Source organism: Parafrigoribacterium humi, assembly GCF_040227205.1.
Taxonomy (GTDB): domain Bacteria; phylum Actinomycetota; class Actinomycetes; order Actinomycetales; family Microbacteriaceae; genus Parafrigoribacterium_A; species Parafrigoribacterium_A humi.
Genome location: NZ_JBELOA010000012.1, coordinates 1 through 20,055, shown reverse-complemented (window position 1 = coordinate 20,055; position 20,055 = coordinate 1). Strand labels below are relative to the sequence as shown.

Genomic DNA, 20,055 nt, shown 5'->3' with positions numbered 1-20,055 from the left:
GGCCCTCAACACCCCAGAGGTTTAATCCTCATGTTCTGCGTTCTGCCGGTAGACTCCGCTCGTCTGCTTTATAGAGTGAGGTAATTATGACGCGAGCCCTCATCACCGGCATCACCGGCCAGGACGGTCTTTACCTTGCCGAGTTGCTCCTTGCCAAGGGCTACGAGGTCTTCGGCATCGTCCGCGGCCAGGACAACCCCAAGTACGCTACGGTGCGGGGAATGCTTCCTACCGTCACGCTGATAAAAGCGGACGTGATGGATATCTCGGGTCTCGTGCGCGCGCTCCGGATTTCGCGGCCAGACGAGGTCTACAACCTCGCAGCCATCTCCTTCGTGCCGTACTCGTGGGAGAACCCGGGTCTCACTAGTGAGGTAACGGGCAAGGGAGTGCTCAACGTCCTTGAGGCCATTCGGTTGTGGGCAGGCGATGACCTCTCGGGGGTGCGCTTCTACCAGGCATCGAGCTCCGAAATGTTCGGTCGTGTGCAACAGATTCCGCAGACCGAGGCGACGAAGTTCTGGCCGCGCTCACCATACGGTGCAGCCAAGGCTTTCGGGCATCACATCACGGTCAACTACCGGGAATCGTATGGACTGCATGCCTCCAGCGGGATCCTGTTCAATCATGAATCACCACGCCGTGGCGCGGAGTTCGTCACCCGCAAGGTGACCCGCGCGGTCGCTAGAATCTCCCTCGGACTTCAAGAAGGCCTCAGTCTCGGAAACCTTGACGCCGAGCGCGACTGGGGATTCGCAGGAGACTTCGTCGAAGCGATGTGGCTGATGCTGCAACAGGAGACCGCAGACGACTACGTGATCGCGACCGGTAAGACGCACTCGGTTCGGCAGCTGCTGGACATTGCCTTCAGCGAAGTGGGGATCGACGACTGGAGTGCGCTGGTGCACCAGGACTCGAGTCTGCTGCGTCCGGCGGAAGTTGACCACCTGGTCGGCGACTCGACGAAAGCCAGGCAGGCGCTCGGCTGGAATCCGACCGTGGGTTTCCCGGACCTCATCCGCATCATGGTGCAGGCTGATCTGGCCGAGCAAAACATGTTACAAGCGCAGCTGAGGGCGTTGCAGCTCTAATCAGTCGGCTTAGGTTCTGGGGTCAGCTGCGGCTCGGTGGCAGCGAACGCCCGCCGCCAGCTCAGCTCCCTCGCGGCCTTCACACAACAGATCACGAAGGTGAGCCAGCCGAACTCGTAGAGGATCGAGCTCTCGAACAACGCCGTTGAGATGAGCACGACGAGGATGAGCGCGGGCCACGCGTAGACGATGCTGCGTTGTTTCGACGCCAGCAGCCAGGAGCGCACGAACGTCAGCCCCACGAGCCCGATGAAGAGCAACAGGCCGATCAACCCCACCTGGAACCAGACGTCGAGGAAGGCGTTCAGGCCGGATGTCGGGGTGCTGTCGCCAAAGTTCAGGAACGCCTCGAAGGGGTGAACGTCCTTTCTCCAGTGCCCGACCCATCCCCAGCCCTGGAGGTTGTTCACCGGGATGAGCGACCGGAGCTGCTGCCACAGCTTCAGGCGCAGGGACAGTTCATTGGTGCCCGCCAGCGCGGCGATGATCGGGGTGCGAAGCGTCCAGGCCGTGGTGATGGCGGCGATCGTCGCGATCGCGATTCCCGCCTGCCAATACGGTTTGTGCTCGACCTTGATGCGCCGCACCACGGTGAGGGCAGTGGCCGCGAGCGCGAGCACGACGACCGCGCCACCCGCGATCGGGGAGCGCGCAAGCATCAGGCAGATCGCCGCGACGCAGACTGACGAGATGCTCAGCCATCGCGGGATCGACTTGGTGCGCAGCTCCGTAGCGAAGGTGACGAGTGCGATGAGAGCGATGATGCCGAACTGGTTGCGCCTGCCGAAGATGCCCTGGAGTGGGCCGAATACGTCCAGGTTGCCCTGGACGAACAGGAACCGGATCGGTGAGTCGATGAGCAGCCCGGAGACGATCTCCAGCACCAGGGAGAGCACGAGCGCGATGCGCAGGATGTCGCCGAATGCCCGCGCGATCTGGATGGTGTCGCGCACGAGCGCGACGTAGATCCCGAGCATCGTCACCGCGCCGAAATAGACGACGCTGCCGAACGTGGCCCACTGGTACTGGCTCCAGAAGACGGATGCTCCCGCCCACGTCACAAACACGAGCAGCGAGATCGGCAGGAGCCCGTGCCATTCGATCTCGCGCTGCTTCGCGACGAGCGACAGGGCCGCCAGAAGCACGAGCGTGGACATGATGCCGAGCAGCCCCGGCCATCCGATCAGTTGTTGCAGGAAGAGCGAGCCGAGCTCCGTCGCGATGATGAGGTGGGTGAGCGCCGCGGTGAAGCGAGGCGCGGCAAAGAAGTAGCGCCCCGCCTCCGTGACCACCGAGGGTGGTTTCACCGTGCTCACCGCGCCATCTCCACCTCGACACTGAGGGGGCGGAGCTTGGTCTTCACCGCGAAGATGATGAGCAGGATCCAGCCGCCCTCGATCAGCAGCCGGCTCTCGGCCAGGGACTGCACGAGTTCCGCCGTGAGCACGAGAAGCGGCAGCATGGCCACCCAGGAATAGCCGGTGTGCGCGCCGACCGTGGTCCCTGCGTCGACGCGAGCGAGGCGATCCGTTGCCATGAGCCAGGAGCGCACGAGAGTCGAGACGACGAGCAAGCCGAAGACCACGAGGCCCAGGATGCCCAGCTGCAGCCAGACATCCAGCCACGCGTTGTGCGCGTGCATGACCTGCACCCCGCCCCGCATGATGAGGTCTTTGAACGGTTCGACCCACGGCGTCCAGTAGCTGACCCAGCCCCACCCGAACGCCGGGCGTTGCTGTGCGAGATGTATCACGGCATCCCAGATGCCCTGTCTGCCGGTGAGTGTGCCGCTCTTGCCGAGCAGCTCGAGCACCTGGCTGTGGAAGATCACGCCGAGACCGGCGGCGATGACCACAACCGCGACGAGTGCCGTGGACCTGACGGTGCGGGCCCGATCGGTTGTCGCCCGCCGCACGATGATCGCTGCCGCGGCGACGATCAGCACGGCGACGACTCCGATGAAGATCGTTGCGCTGCGGGTGATGCCTATTGCGGCCAGGGCCGCGAGGAGCCAGAACCAGCCCCAGAAGCGCGTGGTGCGACAGGCCAATTGCACGGCGAACACGATCGCGGCGATGAGGGCGATCATCGCCAGGAGGCTCGAGTTGCCCACGATGCCCTGGATCTTGCCGCCCGAGAACAGCAGGTCGCGCGACCAGTAGAGGAGCTTCGCGACGTGGTGTGGGTTGTCGGGCGTCACCCACACCGGAAAGATCGGGTGGCGGATGAACGCCGAGACCACGAACTCGAACAGGAACGACATCCCCAGGATGAGCCGCAGTACCCAGCCGAGCACGCGCAGCAACTCGTCCCAGCTGAGCAGAAGCGCGACCGGCAGCGCCGCGATCGTCGTCACCCACTGCGCGGTCACACCCAGCGCCGAGGAACCCGGGTAGAAGGACCAGGCGATGGATGCCGTGGCCAGCACCAGGAACGCGATGAGCGGGTACGGCATCCGGCCCAGTCTCACGCGATCGCGGCCCTGCACCAGCAGCAGTATCGAGCCGACGAAGATCACCAGCACGACCGCGCCGAACCCGTACCAGCTGAGCGAGTTACGCCAGAAGTCCCCGGCGAGCCCGGTGAAGAGGACGAGGCCCGCGAACCAGAGGTGGGCGGGGCGGTGCTCGGGCGAACTCATGTGTAGAGGCTAGTCGGTGCGGTTCTGTGGTGGCGTAGCTGAATGTCGTGTGGGGGAACTAGTGTGAACGCTGGGCGGCCTCAACAGTGAGTCGCTCTCAATGAGATAATCTGGACATAAGGCCGCGGGTTTCGGCTCAACCCGAGTGCGCTCGTGAGCAGTAACGTTCGTGGTGACTGTGATCGCGTCCAGCGTGGAGCGCAAGCTAGATTTGCGAATGTAGCCCGGACTGAATTCAGAGGCAATAGGAACTATGGGCAGACCAAAGGTTGCGACCTCAGGCGAGGGCATTCGAGCAAGGCGACCCATAGTCTCGCTTGTCAGGGGTCGCTACCAGTACGCCATGGACTCGGCTGCCTGGGCGATCGCCATTGCGGCCGCAGTGCTGTTTCGTTTCGACCTCAATGTCACCCAGGTCCGTTGGTTGCCGCTGCTCGTCATCTGCGCGGTCGCTGCGCTCCTCCAGCTGCTGGTCGGCTGGTGGCTCCGGCTGTATTCCGGTCGCTTTGTTCTGGGCAGCTTTCACGAAATGCAGGCGCTCACCGTCTCCACTCTCATCGTCGGAGCGGTCCTTGGACTTCTGGTGCTGCTGGGAGGGAGTGCGCTAGCAACGCCTCGAAGCAGTGGTTTTGTGGCGATCCCCTTTGCTCTCGTGTTCATGGGGGCATTGCGCTACGCCCAACGCGTTTATGTAGAAGGACTGTCGCGTCCCGGGGAATCTGCCGAGCGCACGATCGTGTATGGAGCCGGATATCTCGCCCGGTATCTTGTGCACCGCATGCTGACAGACGCTCACTCGCCTTATATCCCAGTGGCTCTTATCGACGATGACGAGTTCAAATCGCAGTTCTCCATAGATAAGGTGCCGGTCCTGGGCACGGGGGAGGACCTCCACGCAATAGTCGCAAAGACTCGGGCTACCGTGCTCATCATCAGTATCGGCAAGGCCGATGCCCCGCTGATTCGCAAGATCTCGGATGCCGGGGAGGCGCAGGGACTGCGCGTTCTCGTCATGCCGCTTCTGCATGAGATTCTCGACGGCAAGTCGCGGCTGAGCGATCTGCGTGAGGTGGCGATCGAAGACCTCATCGGTCGCAACCCGATCGACACCCAGGTGGAGGCGATTGCGGATTACCTGACCGGCAAACGTGTGCTTGTCACGGGGGCGGGTGGATCGATCGGGTCCGAGCTGTCGCGGCAGATCGCGCAGTACAACCCGGCGGAGCTGATTCTGCTCGACCACGACGAGACCGGTCTGCAGACGGCGGAGTTTCTCATCCTGGGCCACGGCCTCATGGAAACCAAAGAAACGGTACTCGCGGATATTCGTGACACAGAGGCACTGGCGAAGATCTTTTCCGAGCGTCGGCCCGACGTCGTTTTCCATGCAGCTGCGCTCAAGCACCTGCCAGTGCTCGAGCGCTACCCGGAAGAGGGGTGGAAGACGAACGTGCTCGGCACGCTCAACGTGCTGGAAGCAGCACTGGCGGTCGATGTGGAGATATTCGTCAACGTCTCTACTGACAAGGCGGCGGATCCAACCAGTGTGCTGGGCTACTCGAAGCGCCTCGGAGAGCAGCTGACGGCGTGGGCTGCAGAGAAGAGTGGCAAGCGCTTCCTTTCCGTGCGGTTTGGCAACGTGTTGGGCAGCCGGGGGTCACTATTGCCACTTGTGACTTCCATGATTCGCTCTGGTGGACCTGTCACCGTTACTCACGCAGACGCAACGCGATACTTTATGACCATTCCAGAGGCAAGCCACCTTGTGATTCAGGCCGGCGGTATTGGGAGTCCTGGCCAGGTGTTGGTCCTCGACATGGGGGAGCCCGTGCGGATCCTTGACATCGTCCAGCGCATGATCGCGCGCTCCGGGCGCGACGTCGGCATTACGTTCACAGGCCTCCGTGAGGGCGAAAAGCTGCACGAGGTGCTCATGGGCGAGAACGAATCTGACGAGCGGCCCATTCACCCCAAGATTTCGCACGCAGCCGTTCCCGCACTCGATCCGTCGGAACTCGAACACGCGCGATGGGATGCGCAGGTCACCTCCCGATGAGTGACCGGATATACATGTCCTCGCCCGACGTAGGCGAGTTGGAGGAAGCAGCGGTCGTTCGCGCGATGCGCTCCGGCTGGATCGCACCTCTCGGACCAGACGTTGATGCGTTCGAAGAAGAACTTGCCACTCGAGTAGGGGTGGCATACGGTGTGGCCCTGAGCTCGGGTACGGCCGCGCTCCATCTCGGGCTCCTCGGGCTCGGGGCCGGCGCCGGCGACGTGGTCGTCACGTCAACGATGACCTTTGCAGCCACCGCCAATGCGGTCACCTACACCGGAGCCGAGCCGTTTTTCGTCGACTGCGACGTGGAGACCGGAAACATGGATCCGGAACTTCTGCGCATGGCCCTCAAGCAGCTGACGGATGCCGGAGAAACGGTTGCGGCAATCGTGCCGGTCGATCTGCTGGGCAAGGCCGTCAACTACACGGAGATCCTCGCGATCGCAGACGAGTACGGGATTCCGGTGCTGGCGGATGCCGCGGAATCACTCGGTGCGTCACACCTCGGCAAACAGGCCGGATCCTTTGGCAGGGCATCGGTGGTCTCGTTCAACGGAAACAAGGTCATGACCACATCGGGGGGCGGAATGCTCCTCACCAACGATCACGACCTCGCTGCACGCGCGCATTATTTGTCGACGCAGGCTCGTCAGCCCGTCTCTCACTATGAGCACGTCGACATCGGGTACAACTACCGCATGAGCAACCTCTTGGCTGCATTGGGTCGTGCACAGCTTTCGAGGCTGGACGAGATGATCGCCCGCCGCCGAGCGCTGCGCGAGCGCTACCGCGAGCTGTTCTCTGAGGTCAACGGGGTGGAGATTTTCGGCGGCTCAAACGATGCAGACGACAACTGCTGGTTGACCTCGATCGTCGTCGATTCGTCTGTGACCGGTTGGACTCCTGCCCAGTTGAGCGCTGCACTTCTGGAAGACAACATCGAGAGTCGCCCGCTGTGGAAGCCCATGCATCTCCAGCCTGTGTTCGAAGGCGCCCGTTCGATGATCAACGGCAACTCGGGGAGGCTGTTTGAGACCGGGCTGACTCTACCGAGCGGGTCTGCGCTTGGCGGAGGAGAAATTGATCGTGTACTTACGCGAGTCCGGACCTTCGTGGGTAGGCATCCATGAAAAGTCGGCGGGAGCGGCGACGCTATGACGGCGTGAAGCGGGGGCTCGATGTCTTCGGCGCGGTCGTTGGTCTTATTGTGTTGTCTCCCGCGTTGGCTGTTGTTGCAGTATTGGTTTTGATGAAGTTGGGTCGGCCGGTGTTGTTCAAGCAGGAGCGGCCAGGCAAAGACGGCCAGATTTTCCAAATGTACAAATTTCGTTCGATGAAGAACGTCGATGTCGCGCATGACTTGAACACTGACGCCCAACGCCTAACGGCGTTCGGGAGAAAGCTGAGATCGACAAGTATCGACGAGCTTCCCACCCTCGTAAACGTATTAAAAGGGGACATGAGCTTGGTGGGACCGCGGCCGTTGCTCGTGAAGTATCTCGACCGTTACACGGCGGAGCAGGCTCGGAGGCATGAAGTACGCCCGGGTGTTACCGGGCTTGCCCAGGTGATGGGCCGGAATTCCCTTTCTTGGGGTGAAAAGCTCGCGCTTGATGTCCAATACGTTCAGGGCCGTAGTTTCGTGTTGGATGCAAAAATTCTCTGGCTTACAGTTGGGTCTACGATCCGACGTCAAGGAATCAGTGCGGCTGGAGAGGCGACAATGACCGAATTTACTGGGGAGCAGGATCCAGCGACTTCGGTTGCAGTAGTAAAACACTCCGGTGACAATGCATGATCTGACTAAACCCAAATCGATAGACGGAGTGGTTGAAATGGAAAAGGAAGAGTTCATCAGTTTCGTAGCGGAGATCCTTGAGGTCGATGCCAGCACGCTGGCCCTTTCGGACAGGCTCGAGGACATTGATTGGGACTCTCTCGCGAACATTACATTTATCGCAGAGGTCGACACGAGGTTTGGTGTAACTCTGGACGCTGATCGACTCGGCCAAGGCCAAGTCGTCTCAGATCTATACAAGCTATTCGCGGACTCGGTCGCCGTCGCGTGATTTCCGAGGACTTTCTGGGTCTTGGCCAGAAAACTCTCTTAATCACTGGAGCGTCTTCGGGTATCGGTAAAGAAACCGCAATCCGTGCGAGCAGGTACGGTGCGCGGGTCGCATTGCTAGCTAGACGGGCCACCGTTTTGGAGGAGGTTGTAACTGAACTGCATGGTTCAGGGCATCTCGTTGTCCCCTATGACCTGTCCAACACAGAGGGCATTTCGGGTGTGGTTCGTGGAGTTGCGCAAGATCTAGGCGGCCTCGATGGTTTGGTGCATTCCGCAGGCACTCACCAGGTCTCTTCATTGCGATCGATTCGAACGGCTGATATCCAGGGGATGTTGGACCTCAACGTCACAGCAGCCCTTATGTTGGCGAAAGGTTTCAGGCAGAAACAGGTCAGAAAACCGTCAGCGAGCCTGGTTTTTCTGTCGTCTGCTGTGGGGTTAGTTGGGCAGTCGGGGGTAAGTGCATACTCCGCAGCGAAAGGCGCACTAGTTACAGTGACGAAATCTCTGGCGCTTGAGTTGTCTCGCGAAGATATCCGCGTCAACTGTGTTTGTCCAGGCATCGTTCGCACCGAAATGACGAAGGGGCTACAAGAGCAGATTGGTGCAAAGAGCTTTCAGACCGTGTCTGACGCGCATCCGCTTGGGCTTGGAGAGCCTAGTGATGTCGCGAACGCAATACTCTTTCTCCTTTCAAATTCATCGCGCTGGATAACTGGCAGTTCGTTGGTCGTTGACGGTGGGTACACCGCCAAATGAACAATCGACTCGTCATCATCGGTGCAGGCGGCTTCGGTCGCGAGGTACACGGCTGGGTGAATACGTCACCGCGATGGCGGGATTCTCTTGGTGTCGAAGATATCGTCTTTGTCGATGACAATGTTCCGAAGGTTGCGGTGCAGGCCCCAATTGTTTCGACACTGCTTGACTACGTTCCCGAGGAGAGCGACCTGGTAGTTTGCGCGATTGGGTCGCCGAGCGTGCGCGAGCACGTGGTCGCCGTGCTCGAGACCAAGAATGCTCGCATGGTGACCTTTATCCATGATCGAGCATTATTAGGAGACAACGTCGAGATCGGGCTGGGCTCGGTTATATGCCCCGATGTGGTGATAACGAGCGATGTGCGGATTGGTAGCCATGTCCATGTGAACATTGGTTGCTCGGTCGGTCACGACGTTCACATAGGTGACTTTGTCACTATGAGCCCAGCCTGCAACCTCACAGGCCAAGATGTCTTGGAGAATGGCGTGTTTTTAGGAGTTGCTGTGAGTGTCATTCCTGGCAAGCGGATTGGCACGGGTTCAATAGTCGGAGCGGGCAGCATCGTCGTAAAAGACGTTCCTACACGTGTGACTACGTTCGGGAACCCGAGCGTAGTCGTTGGAAAGAGGCCCACATCAGATCGCGAATAGCTGCAACAGACTACGTTCTGCCAAGAGCAGTACTTGCTCGCAGGAAGCCAACAAATGATCGCGCGGATGCGGCGGTGGAAGAGCTTACGAAGGGTGCTGGAACTCGCATGCATCCGGTCGCGAGCGAGAATGAATTTACTTCGGGCCTGGCGACTTCGGCTGCCCGCAAGCTGTTGGTAACTCACAACATCGACCCCACCGGTATTGACTACTTGATTCTGTGCACTCAGAGCCCTGACTACTTCTTACCGACCACAGCTTGCCTCGTACAAGCCCAGATTGGGATGCGCACGGATGTTGGAGCAGTCGACATCACATTAAGCGGTCCTGGGTTCGCTTATGCTCTGGGCCTCGCCAAAGGTCTGATCGAATCGGAGCAAGTTCGCAATGTCTTGGTAGTCACTGCCGAGACGCATAGCAGGTTTGCGTCTTCAGGGAGCGCTGAGTTATTCGGCGATGGCGCTGCAGCGACACTCATCGTTGCAGATGCGAGTCATGACGGACTCAACGGTGTCGCGTTTGGAGCGTATAGCGACGTAGGGCCGGGCACTCTCGTCCCAAGCGGAGGACTGCGTCCCGGCGGAATTATGTCTCCTGAGGCTTCGGTACGCACTCGTGAGATTCAGCCGAACGGTTACGATGCGGACGCGAATCGCGTTGAGCTGTTCGAAGTCGAAGTCGAAGTCGAAGTCGAAGCTCGGCTCGTTTCCACTTGCGTGAATGAGGTACTCAGCACTTCGGGACTGGCAATGGCTGATGTGGATTTGTTTGTAGTGCAAGACGCAAGCGGTCGGTCGATTGATCGCCTGAGTAAGGAAATGAGTGTTCCGGCTGAGAAGTTCATCGTTCCGTTTGAAGGCTATGGAGATGTTGGGTCGTCCACGATCCCTATAGCGCTGGCGGACGCGGTTCAAGGCGCTCGAATCAAGGCAGGCGACAGGCTCATACTGGTGGGTGTCGGCGCCGACTTCACTTGGGGAGGGGCCTTAGTCACATGGTGACCGCAAAAATCGTTGCAGTAGATTATTTCGTGCCCTCGATGACGCTGACGAATGAAGATCTGGCCTTAAAGTTTCCCGAATGGTCTGTTGAAAAAATAGCAGGGAAAACGGGCATCAACACTAGGCATATCGCAAGTGTAGATGAATTCTCCTCAGATCTAGCCGTTGGTGCTGCCCGCGCTCTGTTTGCCAGCAGCAATGCCGACGTGGAGTCGATTGATTTCCTCATTCTTTGCACGCAGAGTCCCGATTTCTCTACGCAATCCACGGCACAAGAGGTCCAGCGTCGGCTTGGGCTTCGAGCGGGCATTGGTGCCACTGATATGAATCTGGGTTGTTCGGGTTATATCTACGCGTTAGGGCTGGCCAAGGGACTAGTTGAGTCCCTTATGGCCAGGAATGTGCTCGTTGTCACGGCCGACACCTATAGCAAGTTTGTGAATGCTGGGGACAAGTCGGTTCGTACAATTTTCGGAGACGGGGCATCGGCATCCCTTGTGAGCGGAGTTGAAGGCCCGGAGAGTCTCTACGCCTTTAGTTATGGGACGGATGGCAATCGTGGTGGGGCGTTGGTCGTTCCAAACGGAGGAATACGCTCCGGGGAAGATCTTGCGCCTCGATCGTCGGCAGATGTTCGAGGACTGGTCTCAAACGGATTCGACTTGTACATGGATGGTCCCGCAATCTTCAACTTCACGTTGGAGGTCGTCCCCGAGACTGTTGTGAACATCCTGCAGAAAGCTCAGCTCACAATGGAGCAGGTTGATCTTTTTATCTTCCATCAGGCGAATGCTTTCATGCTTGAGCACCTCCGTAAGAAGTTGGGCATTAGCGCAGAGCGATTCTTCGTTTCGCTTGCTGACTTCGGAAATACAGTCTCCTCGACAATTCCCATCGCAATCACCGAGGCCGTCAGACAGGGAATTCTGAAGCCAGGGATGAGAGTAATGCTTCTTGGATTCGGGGTGGGTCTGTCATGGGGTGGATTGGTAGTCAATTGGTGATAATGCGTGCCGACTCGAACCAGAACTGGTGATGGGCAATTGCAAATTGCAATAGTCACTCAGTACTACAAACCGGAGGACGCAAAGATCCCTAATGGGATCGCCCAGGAACTCGCGCGGCGGGGGCATCAGGTTCGAGTTGTCACTGGTTACCCGAACTATCCAGAGGGCAGACTCTATGCTGGCTTTCGTCAGCGCCTAGTTCACTATGAAAATGATGGCGGCGTACGTGTACGTCGTGTTCCTCTCGTCATTAGTCATTCTCAGAATTCCATTGCGCGGTTCGCTAACTACGCATCTTTTGCGGTCAGCACACTCTTAGCGGGACGCTTCGTACGCAATGCTGATGTCATCTACGTGTACGCCACGCAAATGACGGCAGCATTTGGCCCGAGCGTATGGACGAGAACGCGTGGGATTCCCTTCGTTCTGCACATTCAGGACTTGTGGCCCGACTCCATTACCGGATCGTCAATGGTTAAAGGCAAGCACCTAAAGAATTCCCTCAACTTGATTCTCAAGCCTTGGCTCTCGACCATCTATCGCCGCTCAGCTGCAATTATTGCGATCGCGCCGACGATGCGGGGGATGCTTGTTGATCGTGGCGTGGACGAGCGCAAGCTTCACATGGTTTTCAACTGGGCTGAGGAAGACAGCACCCCAAGAGGGATATCAGCATCTGAAGAACCGCCTCGTCAGGTGAACCGACTTTCGGTAGTCTACGCGGGCAACCTAGGTGAGCTCCAGGATCTTGAAACAGTAGTGCGAGCTGCGGCTTTGGCCAAAGATCTAGATGGGTTCACGTTGACCCTGGTTGGTGCTGGGGTGGCCAGTCGCAGACTGGTTCGCCTTGTTGCAGAGCTTGGCGCGACAAATGTTCTGTTTCGTGGACGCGTGTTGCCCAGTGAAATGGGTGAAATTTACGCTGAGTCGGACTTTCAAATAATCCCGCTCCAGGATCTCGCCATTTTTCGTGGAACCATACCGTCGAAGTTCCAAAACAGCATCGCAAATGGGATTCCTGTGATTACGACGGTTGCAGGAGATGTCAGCGATATCGTCGTCGAGCAAGGTCTCGGGCTCGTCAGCGCACCAGGAGACGTTGCAGCCCTGGCCGCGACGTTCGCCCGCGCCTATGGATTATCGCTTGATGAGCGAAGCCGCATGGGTGAGAAATCGCGCGCATACTATAACGCTGTCATGTCCAAGTCGAGTGGAGTCGACAAAATTGAGAGGATATTGGCGTCTGCCGTCCATCTCTCGAACAGAAAGAAAAGTAATGCCAGAAGCCTATAAAGGCAAGCAGATCCTCGTCACAGGAGGAACCGGGTCCTTCGGGCACACGGTGGCCGCAAAGCTCCTTTCACAGGGCGCGGACCAGGTTCGAATCCTGAGCCGTGATGAAGCGAAGCAGGACTTCATGCGGCATGAGATGCACGACCCACGTCTGCACTTTTACGTTGGCGACGTTCGTGATTACCTCAGTGTGGAGAGAGCGACGCGCGACGTGGACTACGTCTTCCATGCAGCGGCACTTAAGCAGGTTCCATCGTGCGAGTTCTTCCCCATGGAGGCCGTGCGCACGAATATCCTCGGCAGCGAGAACGTCGTGCGCGCCGCGGAGAACTGTGGGGTGAAATCTCTCGTGTGTTTGAGCACGGACAAGGCGGTGTACCCGGTCAACGCTATGGGGATGACAAAGGCAATGATGGAGAAAGTTGCGCGCTCCCACGGGCTGAACAACCCGAACGCGACGACTAATGTTTCGTGCGTTCGTTATGGGAATGTCATGTACTCGCGCGGATCCGTCATTCCGCTGTTCATCGGGCAACTGAAGGAGGGCAAGAACCTCACGGTTACCAACCCCGCGATGACGCGGTTCATGATGTCGCTTGCAGACTCGGTCGACCTTGTCGATTTTGCCTTCCACAACGCTGATCAGGGCGACCTTTTCATTCGCAAGGCAAGGGCATGCACGGTGGGCGATCTCGCCCAGGCCGTTATCAATCTCTTCCACTCTTCCGCCACCGTAGACGTGATCGGTACGCGGCACGCCGAGAAGCTCTCCGAGGCGCTCGCGAGTCGTGAAGAGTTGGCTCGCGCGGAAGACATGGGCAACTATTTCCGCATTCGCGCGGATAGTCGTGATCTTAATTACAGCACTTATGTCGATGAGGGTGACGTGACTCAGACGCAGTACAAGGACTACGACTCGCACACGGTTGAGCGAATGACGGTGGGCGAGGTAGAAGACCTCTTGTTGACCTTGCCGAAGCTGCGCGCTGAGCTCGTCAGCGCGGGGCTTCCGACTATCAGGATGAGCTAACCGATGACCGATGTTGCCATGACCGGGGCGAACGGTTTTCTCGGCTGGCACACTCGTGCTGCGCTTCGTGAGAGCAACGCGGGGGTTCGGTCCGTCAAGGTTGGTTCCGGCTTCGACCTGGATTCAGCTACGGCATCGATATCAGGCACATCACGACTGCTTCACATCGCGGGCGTCAATCGTGGCTCGGATGACGAGGTCCGGGACGGGAATGTGGGCTTTGCGGACCAGATGGCTGAAGCGCTTCGTCGCGCTCCGGAGCCTCCTGCCGTTGTGGTCTTTGCGAACTCCACACAGGCGACCAACGGGAGCATTTACGGTGATGCCAAGGCCGAGGCGGCCGCGACACTGGGTGCCGCGGCGCGAGCCGTTGGCGCTGAGTTTCACGATGTGATCCTCCCGAACCTGTTTGGCGAGCACGGGCGCCCTTTTTACAACGCGGTCACTTCTACGTTCTGTCAGTTGCTTTCCGAGGGCAAAGTGCCGACGGTGGATCGCGACAAGGAATTAACACTCCTGCACGCCCAAGACGCGGCGGACTTACTTTTGGGCACGGCAGATGATGAGGCGGCCCCAGTTCGCGAGACAGTCGGTGGCCTGCTCGGTCGTCTCAGCGAAATTGCGTCCGTCTATCGTCGCGGCGAAATCCCCGACGTGGCCGGCAAGTTCGATCGCGACCTGTTCAATACATTCCGTTCCTACACCTTTCCCGAGCAAGCGCCCATCCGTTTGACGCGGCATGCCGATTCGCGTGGATCGTTCTTCGAGATCATTCGCTCGCACGGGGGAAGTGGCCAGTCGTCTTTTTCCACGACCTCGCCGTCGATCAGCCGTGGAGATCACTTTCATCGAAGGAAGATCGAGCGTTTCACGGTCCTGGCGGGATCGGCGACGATAACGCTCCGCCGACTCTTCACAGATACCCTGTACGAGTTCGCGGTTACTGGTGATGAGCCCATGGCTGTCGACATGCCGACCATGTGGGTACACAAGATCACGAACACGGGTTCAGGCGCTCTTTACACCTCGTTCTGGACCAACGATATTTTTGACCCTTTGGCACCCGACACGATTGCGGAGACAGTGTGACTATGGTTGATCGACTGAAGGTGATGACCGTTGTTGGCACGCGGCCGGAGATCATCCGCCTCGCGGCAACGATCAAACGTCTCGACCGATACACCGACCACGTGCTCGTGCACACGGGGCAGAACTATGACTACGAGCTGAATGAGGTCTTCTTCGAAGACCTGGGGCTGCGTAAGCCTGATCATTTTCTCAACGCAGATACCAGCTCTCTCGGGGCGGTGCTGGGTTCCATCCTGACCAAGGTCGAGGCAGTGCTGAAGGCCGAGGCGCCAGACGCGATGGTCGTTCTGGGCGACACCAATAGCTGCATCTCGGCGCTGATGGCGAAGCGGATGAAAATACCCGTGTACCACATGGAGGCGGGTAACCGTTCCTTCGATGAGAATGTGCCAGAAGAGACGAACCGCCGAATGGTCGACCACATCTCTGACTACAACCTCGTCTACACGGAGCACGCGCGTCGCAATTTGTTGGCAGAGGGTGTGCACCCTTCGCGTATTTTGCTTACCGGCTCGCCCATGCATGAGGTGCTCGAAGCAAATGCGGATGCGATCGACGCGAGTGACATTCTTGAGCGACAGGACCTCGAAGCGGGAGGCTATTTTCTCGTTAGTCTTCACCGCGAAGAGAATGTCGACAATCCCGAGCGCCTTGCCTCGGTGCTTGGTGCACTGGGTCAACTCGCGGATGATTATGCCCTGCCGGTGTTGGTATCTACTCACCCACGCACTCGTAAGCGCCTTGAAGACCAGTCGGATGAACTCAAGAACAAGCTGATCTTTCATGCGCCCTTTGGGTTCAACGATTACGTGCACCTGCAGAAGTCGGCGAAGCTCGTGCTCTCCGATAGCGGAACCATCAGCGAAGAGTCTTCTCTGCTTGGATTTCCCGCGGTTTCGCTTCGCGATGCCATCGAGCGCCCGGAGGCGATCGACACGGGTGTCACGATGACAGCGGGGGTCGAAGCGGCAAGCGTCCTGGATTCAGTCGCGATGACTCTGAGCCAGTTCGAAACCGATGGGCCTGCCTCTATTCCGGTGGACTACCGCGGTACCGATGCTTCGCGACGGGCGGTGAGTTTCATTCGCTCGACAGTTGCTACCCATGCTCACCGTCTGGCGCTTCGAGTGAGCAAGTGACAGGTTCTACGATCACAACGTTCAGGCTGTGGTCTGGGACGGGGCAAATTTGGGAGCAGTTATGCGGTTAGTGCGGCGATGAGAAGATCGTCTTTAGCTGCCGTCGTCCGCTTGATGGCTGTGGGCATTAACCTGCTTTTTGCGGTAGCCGTTGCGCGAATACTGCCGCCGGCGGAATCTGGAGTGTTCTTCTTAGCGCTGGCGATCATATTGGGTGGAGCTACGGTCTCAAGGCTCGGGACTGATTTCCTGGTGCTCAGGCTGGCCGTATCCAGCACGCATGTAAACCGGGACGCTGCTTTCATTGCGTTAGTCGTCCTCTTCGCGTCCGTTATCGCCGCCGTGCCTCTTGCTATCGGACTTTGGATATTTCAGCTTTTTAGAAATGGAAGTGAGCCGGAAGGCCTCATAATTTTCTTCCTTGTCGCTAGCGTCCTACCACAGGCACTGTCAGTGACGGCGGGGGCGTTCCTCCGAGGAACCGGCAAACTGGTGATCGGGACGACACTCGAAGCCGGGCTTGTTCAATTTGTTGCACTGCTGCTTCTATTGGCCCAGGGTCTGGGTGGTAAGCCCGATTCGCTGACCGTTCTCATCGATTTTTTTGCCGCGTCGTGGGGCGTTGCGATTGTTGCCCTCGTCACAGTGGCGATAACACTTCGAGGCTCATCTCCGCCACAAGTTGGCAAGGCGCAGACCTTCCCGCAGTTTTTGCGGAGTCACGGGAAGGCGTTGTTTTCGACGGGGTCCGCATCGAGCCTTTTCTATTTCAGCGCGCTTGCACCTCCGCTCATCCTTGCTGTTACCTCGGGCACAGAAGAAGTGTCCTATTTCTCCGTTGCACAAAAAATAACTGGAGTGATCCTCCTCCTACCTGCTTTGCAAATCACGTCAATCGGGCCGCAAGTGGCGAGTGCGCTCCACGGAGGCAGTATTAGTTCGCTGAACCTGAGTCTTCAGCGGAAGATTCTCTTCTCTCTCGTTGTGGTCCTCCCAGGGCTTCTCCTATTCGTGATATTTCCTGGGCAGATATTGGACCTTGCATACGGCCCGAATTACCAGCCAGCCATGGGAAGTGTCGTAATTCTGGCAGTCGGTTTCTATGCTGCCCTTTTCACGGGAACGTCACTCCACATCTTGCAGATCTCGGGGCAAGAAAGAACGGCACTGCAAATAGCAGTTGTGGGCGCGGGAGTTTGGATACTCTTGGGCTTTGCTGCTGGGCAATTGCTTGGGGCGAGTGGTATTTCATTCCTGATGGTCACCGTCTCGGTGGCCTCGGGAATAGTCGGGGCTTACTTTTTGAAGCATCGCCAAGGAATTCACTCTTATCTATGGTTCACAAAGAGATCTGCAATGAAACCTGACTCCGACCGGATTCGCCTGGCGATGGTGGGTTTTGTTTTGAGCGATGAGCTATCGGCGCAGCTTGAGGCAACGAGCTCGAGCGGCGCCATCCAAACGCAAGTATTTTCATCGAGCCTGCTCAAGAGCCTTGAATCTGCTGGTGCCTCGGTGCGGCTCGAATCGTTCCTACCGATACGGGATTACCCCCTGTCGCCGCGCGTCTTGGTTAGAGGACAAACATTCTCCCAATACGCCAGTGCCGGGTCTACGCGTGGGTTCATTAATTTGCCTGTCATCAAGCACCTCTCTCGATTTGTTTCTCTTGTGTTTCGGTCCACTCCGGCCATTCGCAGTTTCGGTGCAAGCCATGTTTTGGTCTATTCAGTCAATTCCGCTCTTCTGCTTTATGGAGTTCTCGCTCGGTTTGCTTACGGTCTTGTGCCGATCGTCATTTTCACGGACCCTCCCGGTGTCGTGTTGGAATCTGATGGTTTTGTCCGTCGATGGTTGAAGAAGCTTGACCGCCAATTTGTCCGGCTCCTCCTGTCCGGATTCTCGGGTCAAATCGTCGTGAGCGGGTTCATTCAGAAGGAATTCTTCAAAGGGAGAAATTCTTTTGTGCTCAACGGGTTTGTCGATGACTCGCAGCCTTGGAAAAGTGACTGGTCAAAAGAAGCACACTCTGTATCGCCGTTTCGAATCATGTATGCGGGAACGCTTGATGAGAATTCGGGCGTGAATACCCTGATCGCGGCGGTCGAAGAGCTAAGCGAGCTCAATCTCAGACTGGAGATCTACGGAGCTGGCCATTTTGAAGATTTGGCAAAGCGCGCAGCTTCAGAAAGTGATGGCATATATTTCGGAGGCAGGATTGATAGAGATCAGATCCTGGAGAAGTATCTTGAGGCAGATCTCCTCGTTGCACCACGAAATCCAAAGTTAGTCGAGTCGCACTTCGTTTTCCCGTCAAAAATACACGAAACAATGATGACCGCCGTTCCCGTCATCTGTACTCGAATGCCTGCGATCCCGGATGAGTATTTCGCCTTTCTTGTTGATGGTGGAGATGGCACAGTTGAGGCGCTTGCGGCCGCGTTGAGATTCGCACACGTGAACAGAACACTCACTCGATCCAGGGCGAGTGAAGGTCGCGAGTATCTGGCGTCGTGTAAGACTGCAGGGGCACAGGGGAAAGCCCTCGTGTCGTACATAGCTAGCCGAAAGTCCTAGATTGACTATGAGCCGATCCCTTGATTTGAAACCAGGCCCTGATAGCGCATCCGTGAAAAGGGGCTTTAGCGAGATTTCTCGAGCGTGGATCGTTAGGAATCTGCAGCCGCTGGCATTTTTGGTCGCATATTTCTTCACAATTGTTCTTGGCAACCTCTTCCTGGCGTTGCCTTTCGGGGAGGCGTCCCTGAAGTGGTTGGCGCTACCCACGGCTGTATTTCGTTTCAGTACGCTGTTTTCACCAGGGTATTGGTTACTCCTCGCTATGCCATTCGTCGTTGTCCCAGTTGTTGTCGTCGGAGTCCGGAAACTAGCGTCGACTTGGGTGTCTCGAGTGTCGAGTCATATTCCGGATTTTCGACGCGTTGATTACCTGGTTCTCACGTCGGTGTGCTTTGGTTATGTGCTCTTTTCGTTTTGGCAAGCCGGTGCCCTAGACCTGGCCTTCGCAGGTACTAACGCACTTTCTTCCGTACAAGCCAGATTTCTTTTGCTGTCAAACCTCGGTTTTGCCCCGATGGCCACTCTGCAGTCAGTTCTTGTCTTTCTCTCCATTTATTCGCTTGTGCGCTGGCTAAAGTCTGGCGAAAAATTTTGGGCAATAGTTACGGTCGTGAATGTGGCCCTGATGTCCGTACTGCTGATCGCATTGAACATGAAATGGCCGATCTTGCTCTTTTATATCGGGCTCGGTCTGACCATATTCACTTTTTCTCGAAAGCGTCCATACCTCAAGGCATTAGTGACATTGGTTTTGCTCTGCATGTTGTTCTTGCTGATTTCTGTGCACGTATTGAGGGCACAGCCGACGCAGAATGTTGCCGTTCCCGAAGTTGGAACAACGCAGCCAGCCCCCGTCCACTCCGGTGCTGCAGTTCCCTCGGATGGTGAGACGGCCCAACCCACTTCGCAGCCGGTCCCCGCGCGCCAAAGCGGCTCCTCTGGCCTCTTAGGAATTCCCGCGGCAGCTGTCGAGTATGGGCCACGACTTGGGCTGTTCGCCGTGTACAGAATGGCGCTGATTTACCCCTACTACTACGAGAGTTATGACAAGCAGGGGCCGCTCTGTGGAGGGCTCATCGCGCAGCTCAGAGTGGGCCCAGAATGCCGCCCAAGCACTTATATCTACACGCAGATCTTCGGGCAGGACGGATTCCAAGGCCAGGGGACCTCCCCACAGGCGGTGCATATTTCTGCTTATTCGCTTGGGGGGTGGCCGCTAGCGATAATTGCGCTGGTGCTTGCTTCGCTTATCCTTGCTCTGCTTGCCTGTATGCCACTAACCGCGAGCGCGACCATCGGGGCGCTGGCTATCACGGGAGCGTTGGCCGGATATCAATTTTCGCAGTTGCCGGGAGAGGGCCCAATATTTTACGACCACGGCCTTTTTTGGACGCTTTTGGTGATAGCCGCCTACACAGGACTGCGGATCGTCACACAGAGGAAGAAGCTCCGTAAGGCATCCTGAGGGGTGTATGGGCGTCGGGAGAGTCGTTTTGGTGAGCCGCCCAAGCCGCCGACAATCCAAGGCGGCATGAAACCGGGTCGGATGGGACTGCTGAGGGTTTCGGTTACTCGTATTCTTAGGCCGCGTTTGCGGTCGTTGTGGTCATGATGGTCTCGAACTCGATGGGTGTCAAACGGC

The 20,055-nt window shown here is 57.7% G+C and carries 17 protein-coding genes; 15 read left to right on the top strand and 2 right to left on the bottom strand.

Annotated elements, in window-relative coordinates; translation table 11 throughout:
• The first annotated feature begins 86 nt into the window (after window positions 1-86).
• Window positions 87-1,091 (top strand): GDP-mannose 4,6-dehydratase, encoded by a 1,005-nt coding sequence (locus tag ABUA28_RS13835; protein WP_349904874.1) that lies wholly within the window; start codon window positions 87-89, stop codon window positions 1,089-1,091.
• Here the strand turns inward: ABUA28_RS13835 and ABUA28_RS13830 are convergent.
• Together ABUA28_RS13830 and ABUA28_RS13825 are read right to left on the bottom strand one after the other, a co-directional pair.
• Window positions 1,088-2,407, bottom strand: coding sequence for a hypothetical protein (locus tag ABUA28_RS13830; RefSeq protein ID WP_349904873.1), 1,320 nt, complete (start codon window positions 2,405-2,407; stop codon window positions 1,088-1,090). The genes ABUA28_RS13835 and ABUA28_RS13830 overlap by 4 nt on opposite strands.
• A complete protein-coding gene (locus tag ABUA28_RS13825) occupies window positions 2,404-3,732 on the bottom strand; it encodes an O-antigen ligase family protein (protein ID WP_349904872.1) in 1,329 nt (442 codons plus the stop codon). Before ABUA28_RS13825 ends, ABUA28_RS13830 begins: the two co-directional genes overlap by 4 nt.
• A gap of 343 nt (window positions 3,733-4,075) precedes the next feature.
• On the opposite strand from ABUA28_RS13825, the gene ABUA28_RS13820 reads away from it, so the two are divergent.
• From ABUA28_RS13820 to ABUA28_RS13755, 14 genes are all read left to right on the top strand, one after another.
• Window positions 4,076-5,788 carry a polysaccharide biosynthesis protein gene (locus ABUA28_RS13820; RefSeq protein WP_349904871.1) on the top strand — a complete coding sequence of 571 codons (1,713 nt, stop codon included), beginning with the start codon at window positions 4,076-4,078 and terminating at the stop codon, window positions 5,786-5,788.
• 14 nt (window positions 5,789-5,802) lie between these two features.
• Complete coding sequence (locus tag ABUA28_RS13815; RefSeq protein ID WP_349904870.1) at window positions 5,803-6,921, top strand: DegT/DnrJ/EryC1/StrS family aminotransferase; 1,119 nt, start codon at window positions 5,803-5,805, stop codon at window positions 6,919-6,921.
• Complete coding sequence (locus ABUA28_RS13810; RefSeq protein ID WP_349904869.1) at window positions 6,918-7,589, top strand: sugar transferase; 672 nt, start codon at window positions 6,918-6,920, stop codon at window positions 7,587-7,589. The genes ABUA28_RS13815 and ABUA28_RS13810 overlap by 4 nt, the downstream gene beginning before the upstream one ends.
• Before the next feature lie 37 nt (window positions 7,590-7,626).
• On the top strand, window positions 7,627-7,860 hold the full coding sequence (locus ABUA28_RS13805) for an acyl carrier protein (RefSeq protein WP_349904868.1): 234 nt from the start codon (window positions 7,627-7,629) through the stop codon (window positions 7,858-7,860).
• Window positions 7,857-8,621: an SDR family NAD(P)-dependent oxidoreductase gene (locus ABUA28_RS13800; protein WP_349904867.1), complete on the top strand. Its 765-nt coding sequence runs from the start codon at window positions 7,857-7,859 to the stop codon at window positions 8,619-8,621. Before ABUA28_RS13805 ends, ABUA28_RS13800 begins: the two co-directional genes overlap by 4 nt.
• Window positions 8,618-9,274, top strand: coding sequence for an acetyltransferase (locus ABUA28_RS13795; RefSeq protein ID WP_349904865.1), 657 nt, complete (start codon window positions 8,618-8,620; stop codon window positions 9,272-9,274). Before ABUA28_RS13800 ends, ABUA28_RS13795 begins: the two co-directional genes overlap by 4 nt.
• Window positions 9,275-9,348: 74 nt before the next feature.
• Window positions 9,349-10,275 carry a 3-oxoacyl-ACP synthase III family protein gene (locus ABUA28_RS13790; RefSeq protein WP_349904864.1) on the top strand — a complete coding sequence of 309 codons (927 nt, stop codon included), beginning with the start codon at window positions 9,349-9,351 and terminating at the stop codon, window positions 10,273-10,275.
• Entirely contained in the window at window positions 10,269-11,279 is a 1,011-nt protein-coding gene (locus ABUA28_RS13785) for a ketoacyl-ACP synthase III (RefSeq protein WP_349904863.1), read from the top strand. The genes ABUA28_RS13790 and ABUA28_RS13785 overlap by 7 nt, the downstream gene beginning before the upstream one ends.
• Window positions 11,280-11,285: 6 nt before the next feature.
• A complete protein-coding gene (locus tag ABUA28_RS13780) occupies window positions 11,286-12,575 on the top strand; it encodes a glycosyltransferase family 4 protein (RefSeq protein WP_349904862.1) in 1,290 nt (429 codons plus the stop codon).
• A complete protein-coding gene (locus ABUA28_RS13775) occupies window positions 12,559-13,605 on the top strand; it encodes a polysaccharide biosynthesis protein (RefSeq protein ID WP_349904861.1) in 1,047 nt (348 codons plus the stop codon). The genes ABUA28_RS13780 and ABUA28_RS13775 overlap by 17 nt, the downstream gene beginning before the upstream one ends.
• 3 nt (window positions 13,606-13,608) lie before the next feature.
• Window positions 13,609-14,694 carry a polysaccharide biosynthesis C-terminal domain-containing protein gene (locus ABUA28_RS13770; protein ID WP_349904859.1) on the top strand — a complete coding sequence of 362 codons (1,086 nt, stop codon included), beginning with the start codon at window positions 13,609-13,611 and terminating at the stop codon, window positions 14,692-14,694.
• 2 nt (window positions 14,695-14,696) lie between these two features.
• On the top strand, window positions 14,697-15,833 hold the full coding sequence (gene wecB / locus ABUA28_RS13765; RefSeq protein WP_349904858.1) for a non-hydrolyzing UDP-N-acetylglucosamine 2-epimerase: 1,137 nt from the start codon (window positions 14,697-14,699) through the stop codon (window positions 15,831-15,833).
• Window positions 15,834-15,953: 120 nt separating this feature from the next.
• Window positions 15,954-18,410 (top strand): glycosyltransferase, encoded by a 2,457-nt coding sequence (locus ABUA28_RS13760; protein WP_349904857.1) that lies wholly within the window; start codon window positions 15,954-15,956, stop codon window positions 18,408-18,410.
• 7 nt (window positions 18,411-18,417) lie between these two features.
• On the top strand, window positions 18,418-19,878 hold the full coding sequence (locus tag ABUA28_RS13755) for a hypothetical protein (protein ID WP_349904856.1): 1,461 nt from the start codon (window positions 18,418-18,420) through the stop codon (window positions 19,876-19,878).
• The last annotated feature ends 177 nt before the right edge of the window (window positions 19,879-20,055 follow it).

What these genes read in the sequence shown, in the direction of transcription:
- wecB (WP_349904858.1), top strand. Translation starts at nt 14,697, where the DNA reads ATGGTTGATCGACTGAAGGTGATGACCGTTGTTGGCACGCGGCCGGAG.
- ABUA28_RS13785 (WP_349904863.1), top strand. Translation starts at nt 10,269, where the DNA reads ATGGTGACCGCAAAAATCGTTGCAGTAGATTATTTCGTGCCCTCGATG.
- ABUA28_RS13805 (WP_349904868.1), top strand. Translation starts at nt 7,627, where the DNA reads ATGGAAAAGGAAGAGTTCATCAGTTTCGTAGCGGAGATCCTTGAGGTC.
- ABUA28_RS13795 (WP_349904865.1), top strand. Translation starts at nt 8,618, where the DNA reads ATGAACAATCGACTCGTCATCATCGGTGCAGGCGGCTTCGGTCGCGAG.
- ABUA28_RS13815 (WP_349904870.1), top strand. Translation starts at nt 5,803, where the DNA reads ATGTCCTCGCCCGACGTAGGCGAGTTGGAGGAAGCAGCGGTCGTTCGC.
- ABUA28_RS13770 (WP_349904859.1), top strand. Translation starts at nt 13,609, where the DNA reads ATGACCGATGTTGCCATGACCGGGGCGAACGGTTTTCTCGGCTGGCAC.
- ABUA28_RS13775 (WP_349904861.1), top strand. Translation starts at nt 12,559, where the DNA reads ATGCCAGAAGCCTATAAAGGCAAGCAGATCCTCGTCACAGGAGGAACC.
- ABUA28_RS13835 (WP_349904874.1), top strand. Translation starts at nt 87, where the DNA reads ATGACGCGAGCCCTCATCACCGGCATCACCGGCCAGGACGGTCTTTAC.
- ABUA28_RS13755 (WP_349904856.1), top strand. Translation starts at nt 18,418, where the DNA reads ATGAGCCGATCCCTTGATTTGAAACCAGGCCCTGATAGCGCATCCGTG.
- ABUA28_RS13820 (WP_349904871.1), top strand. Translation starts at nt 4,076, where the DNA reads ATGGACTCGGCTGCCTGGGCGATCGCCATTGCGGCCGCAGTGCTGTTT.
- ABUA28_RS13825 (WP_349904872.1), bottom strand. Translation starts at nt 3,732, where the DNA reads ATGAGTTCGCCCGAGCACCGCCCCGCCCACCTCTGGTTCGCGGGCCTC.
- ABUA28_RS13810 (WP_349904869.1), top strand. Translation starts at nt 6,918, where the DNA reads ATGAAAAGTCGGCGGGAGCGGCGACGCTATGACGGCGTGAAGCGGGGG.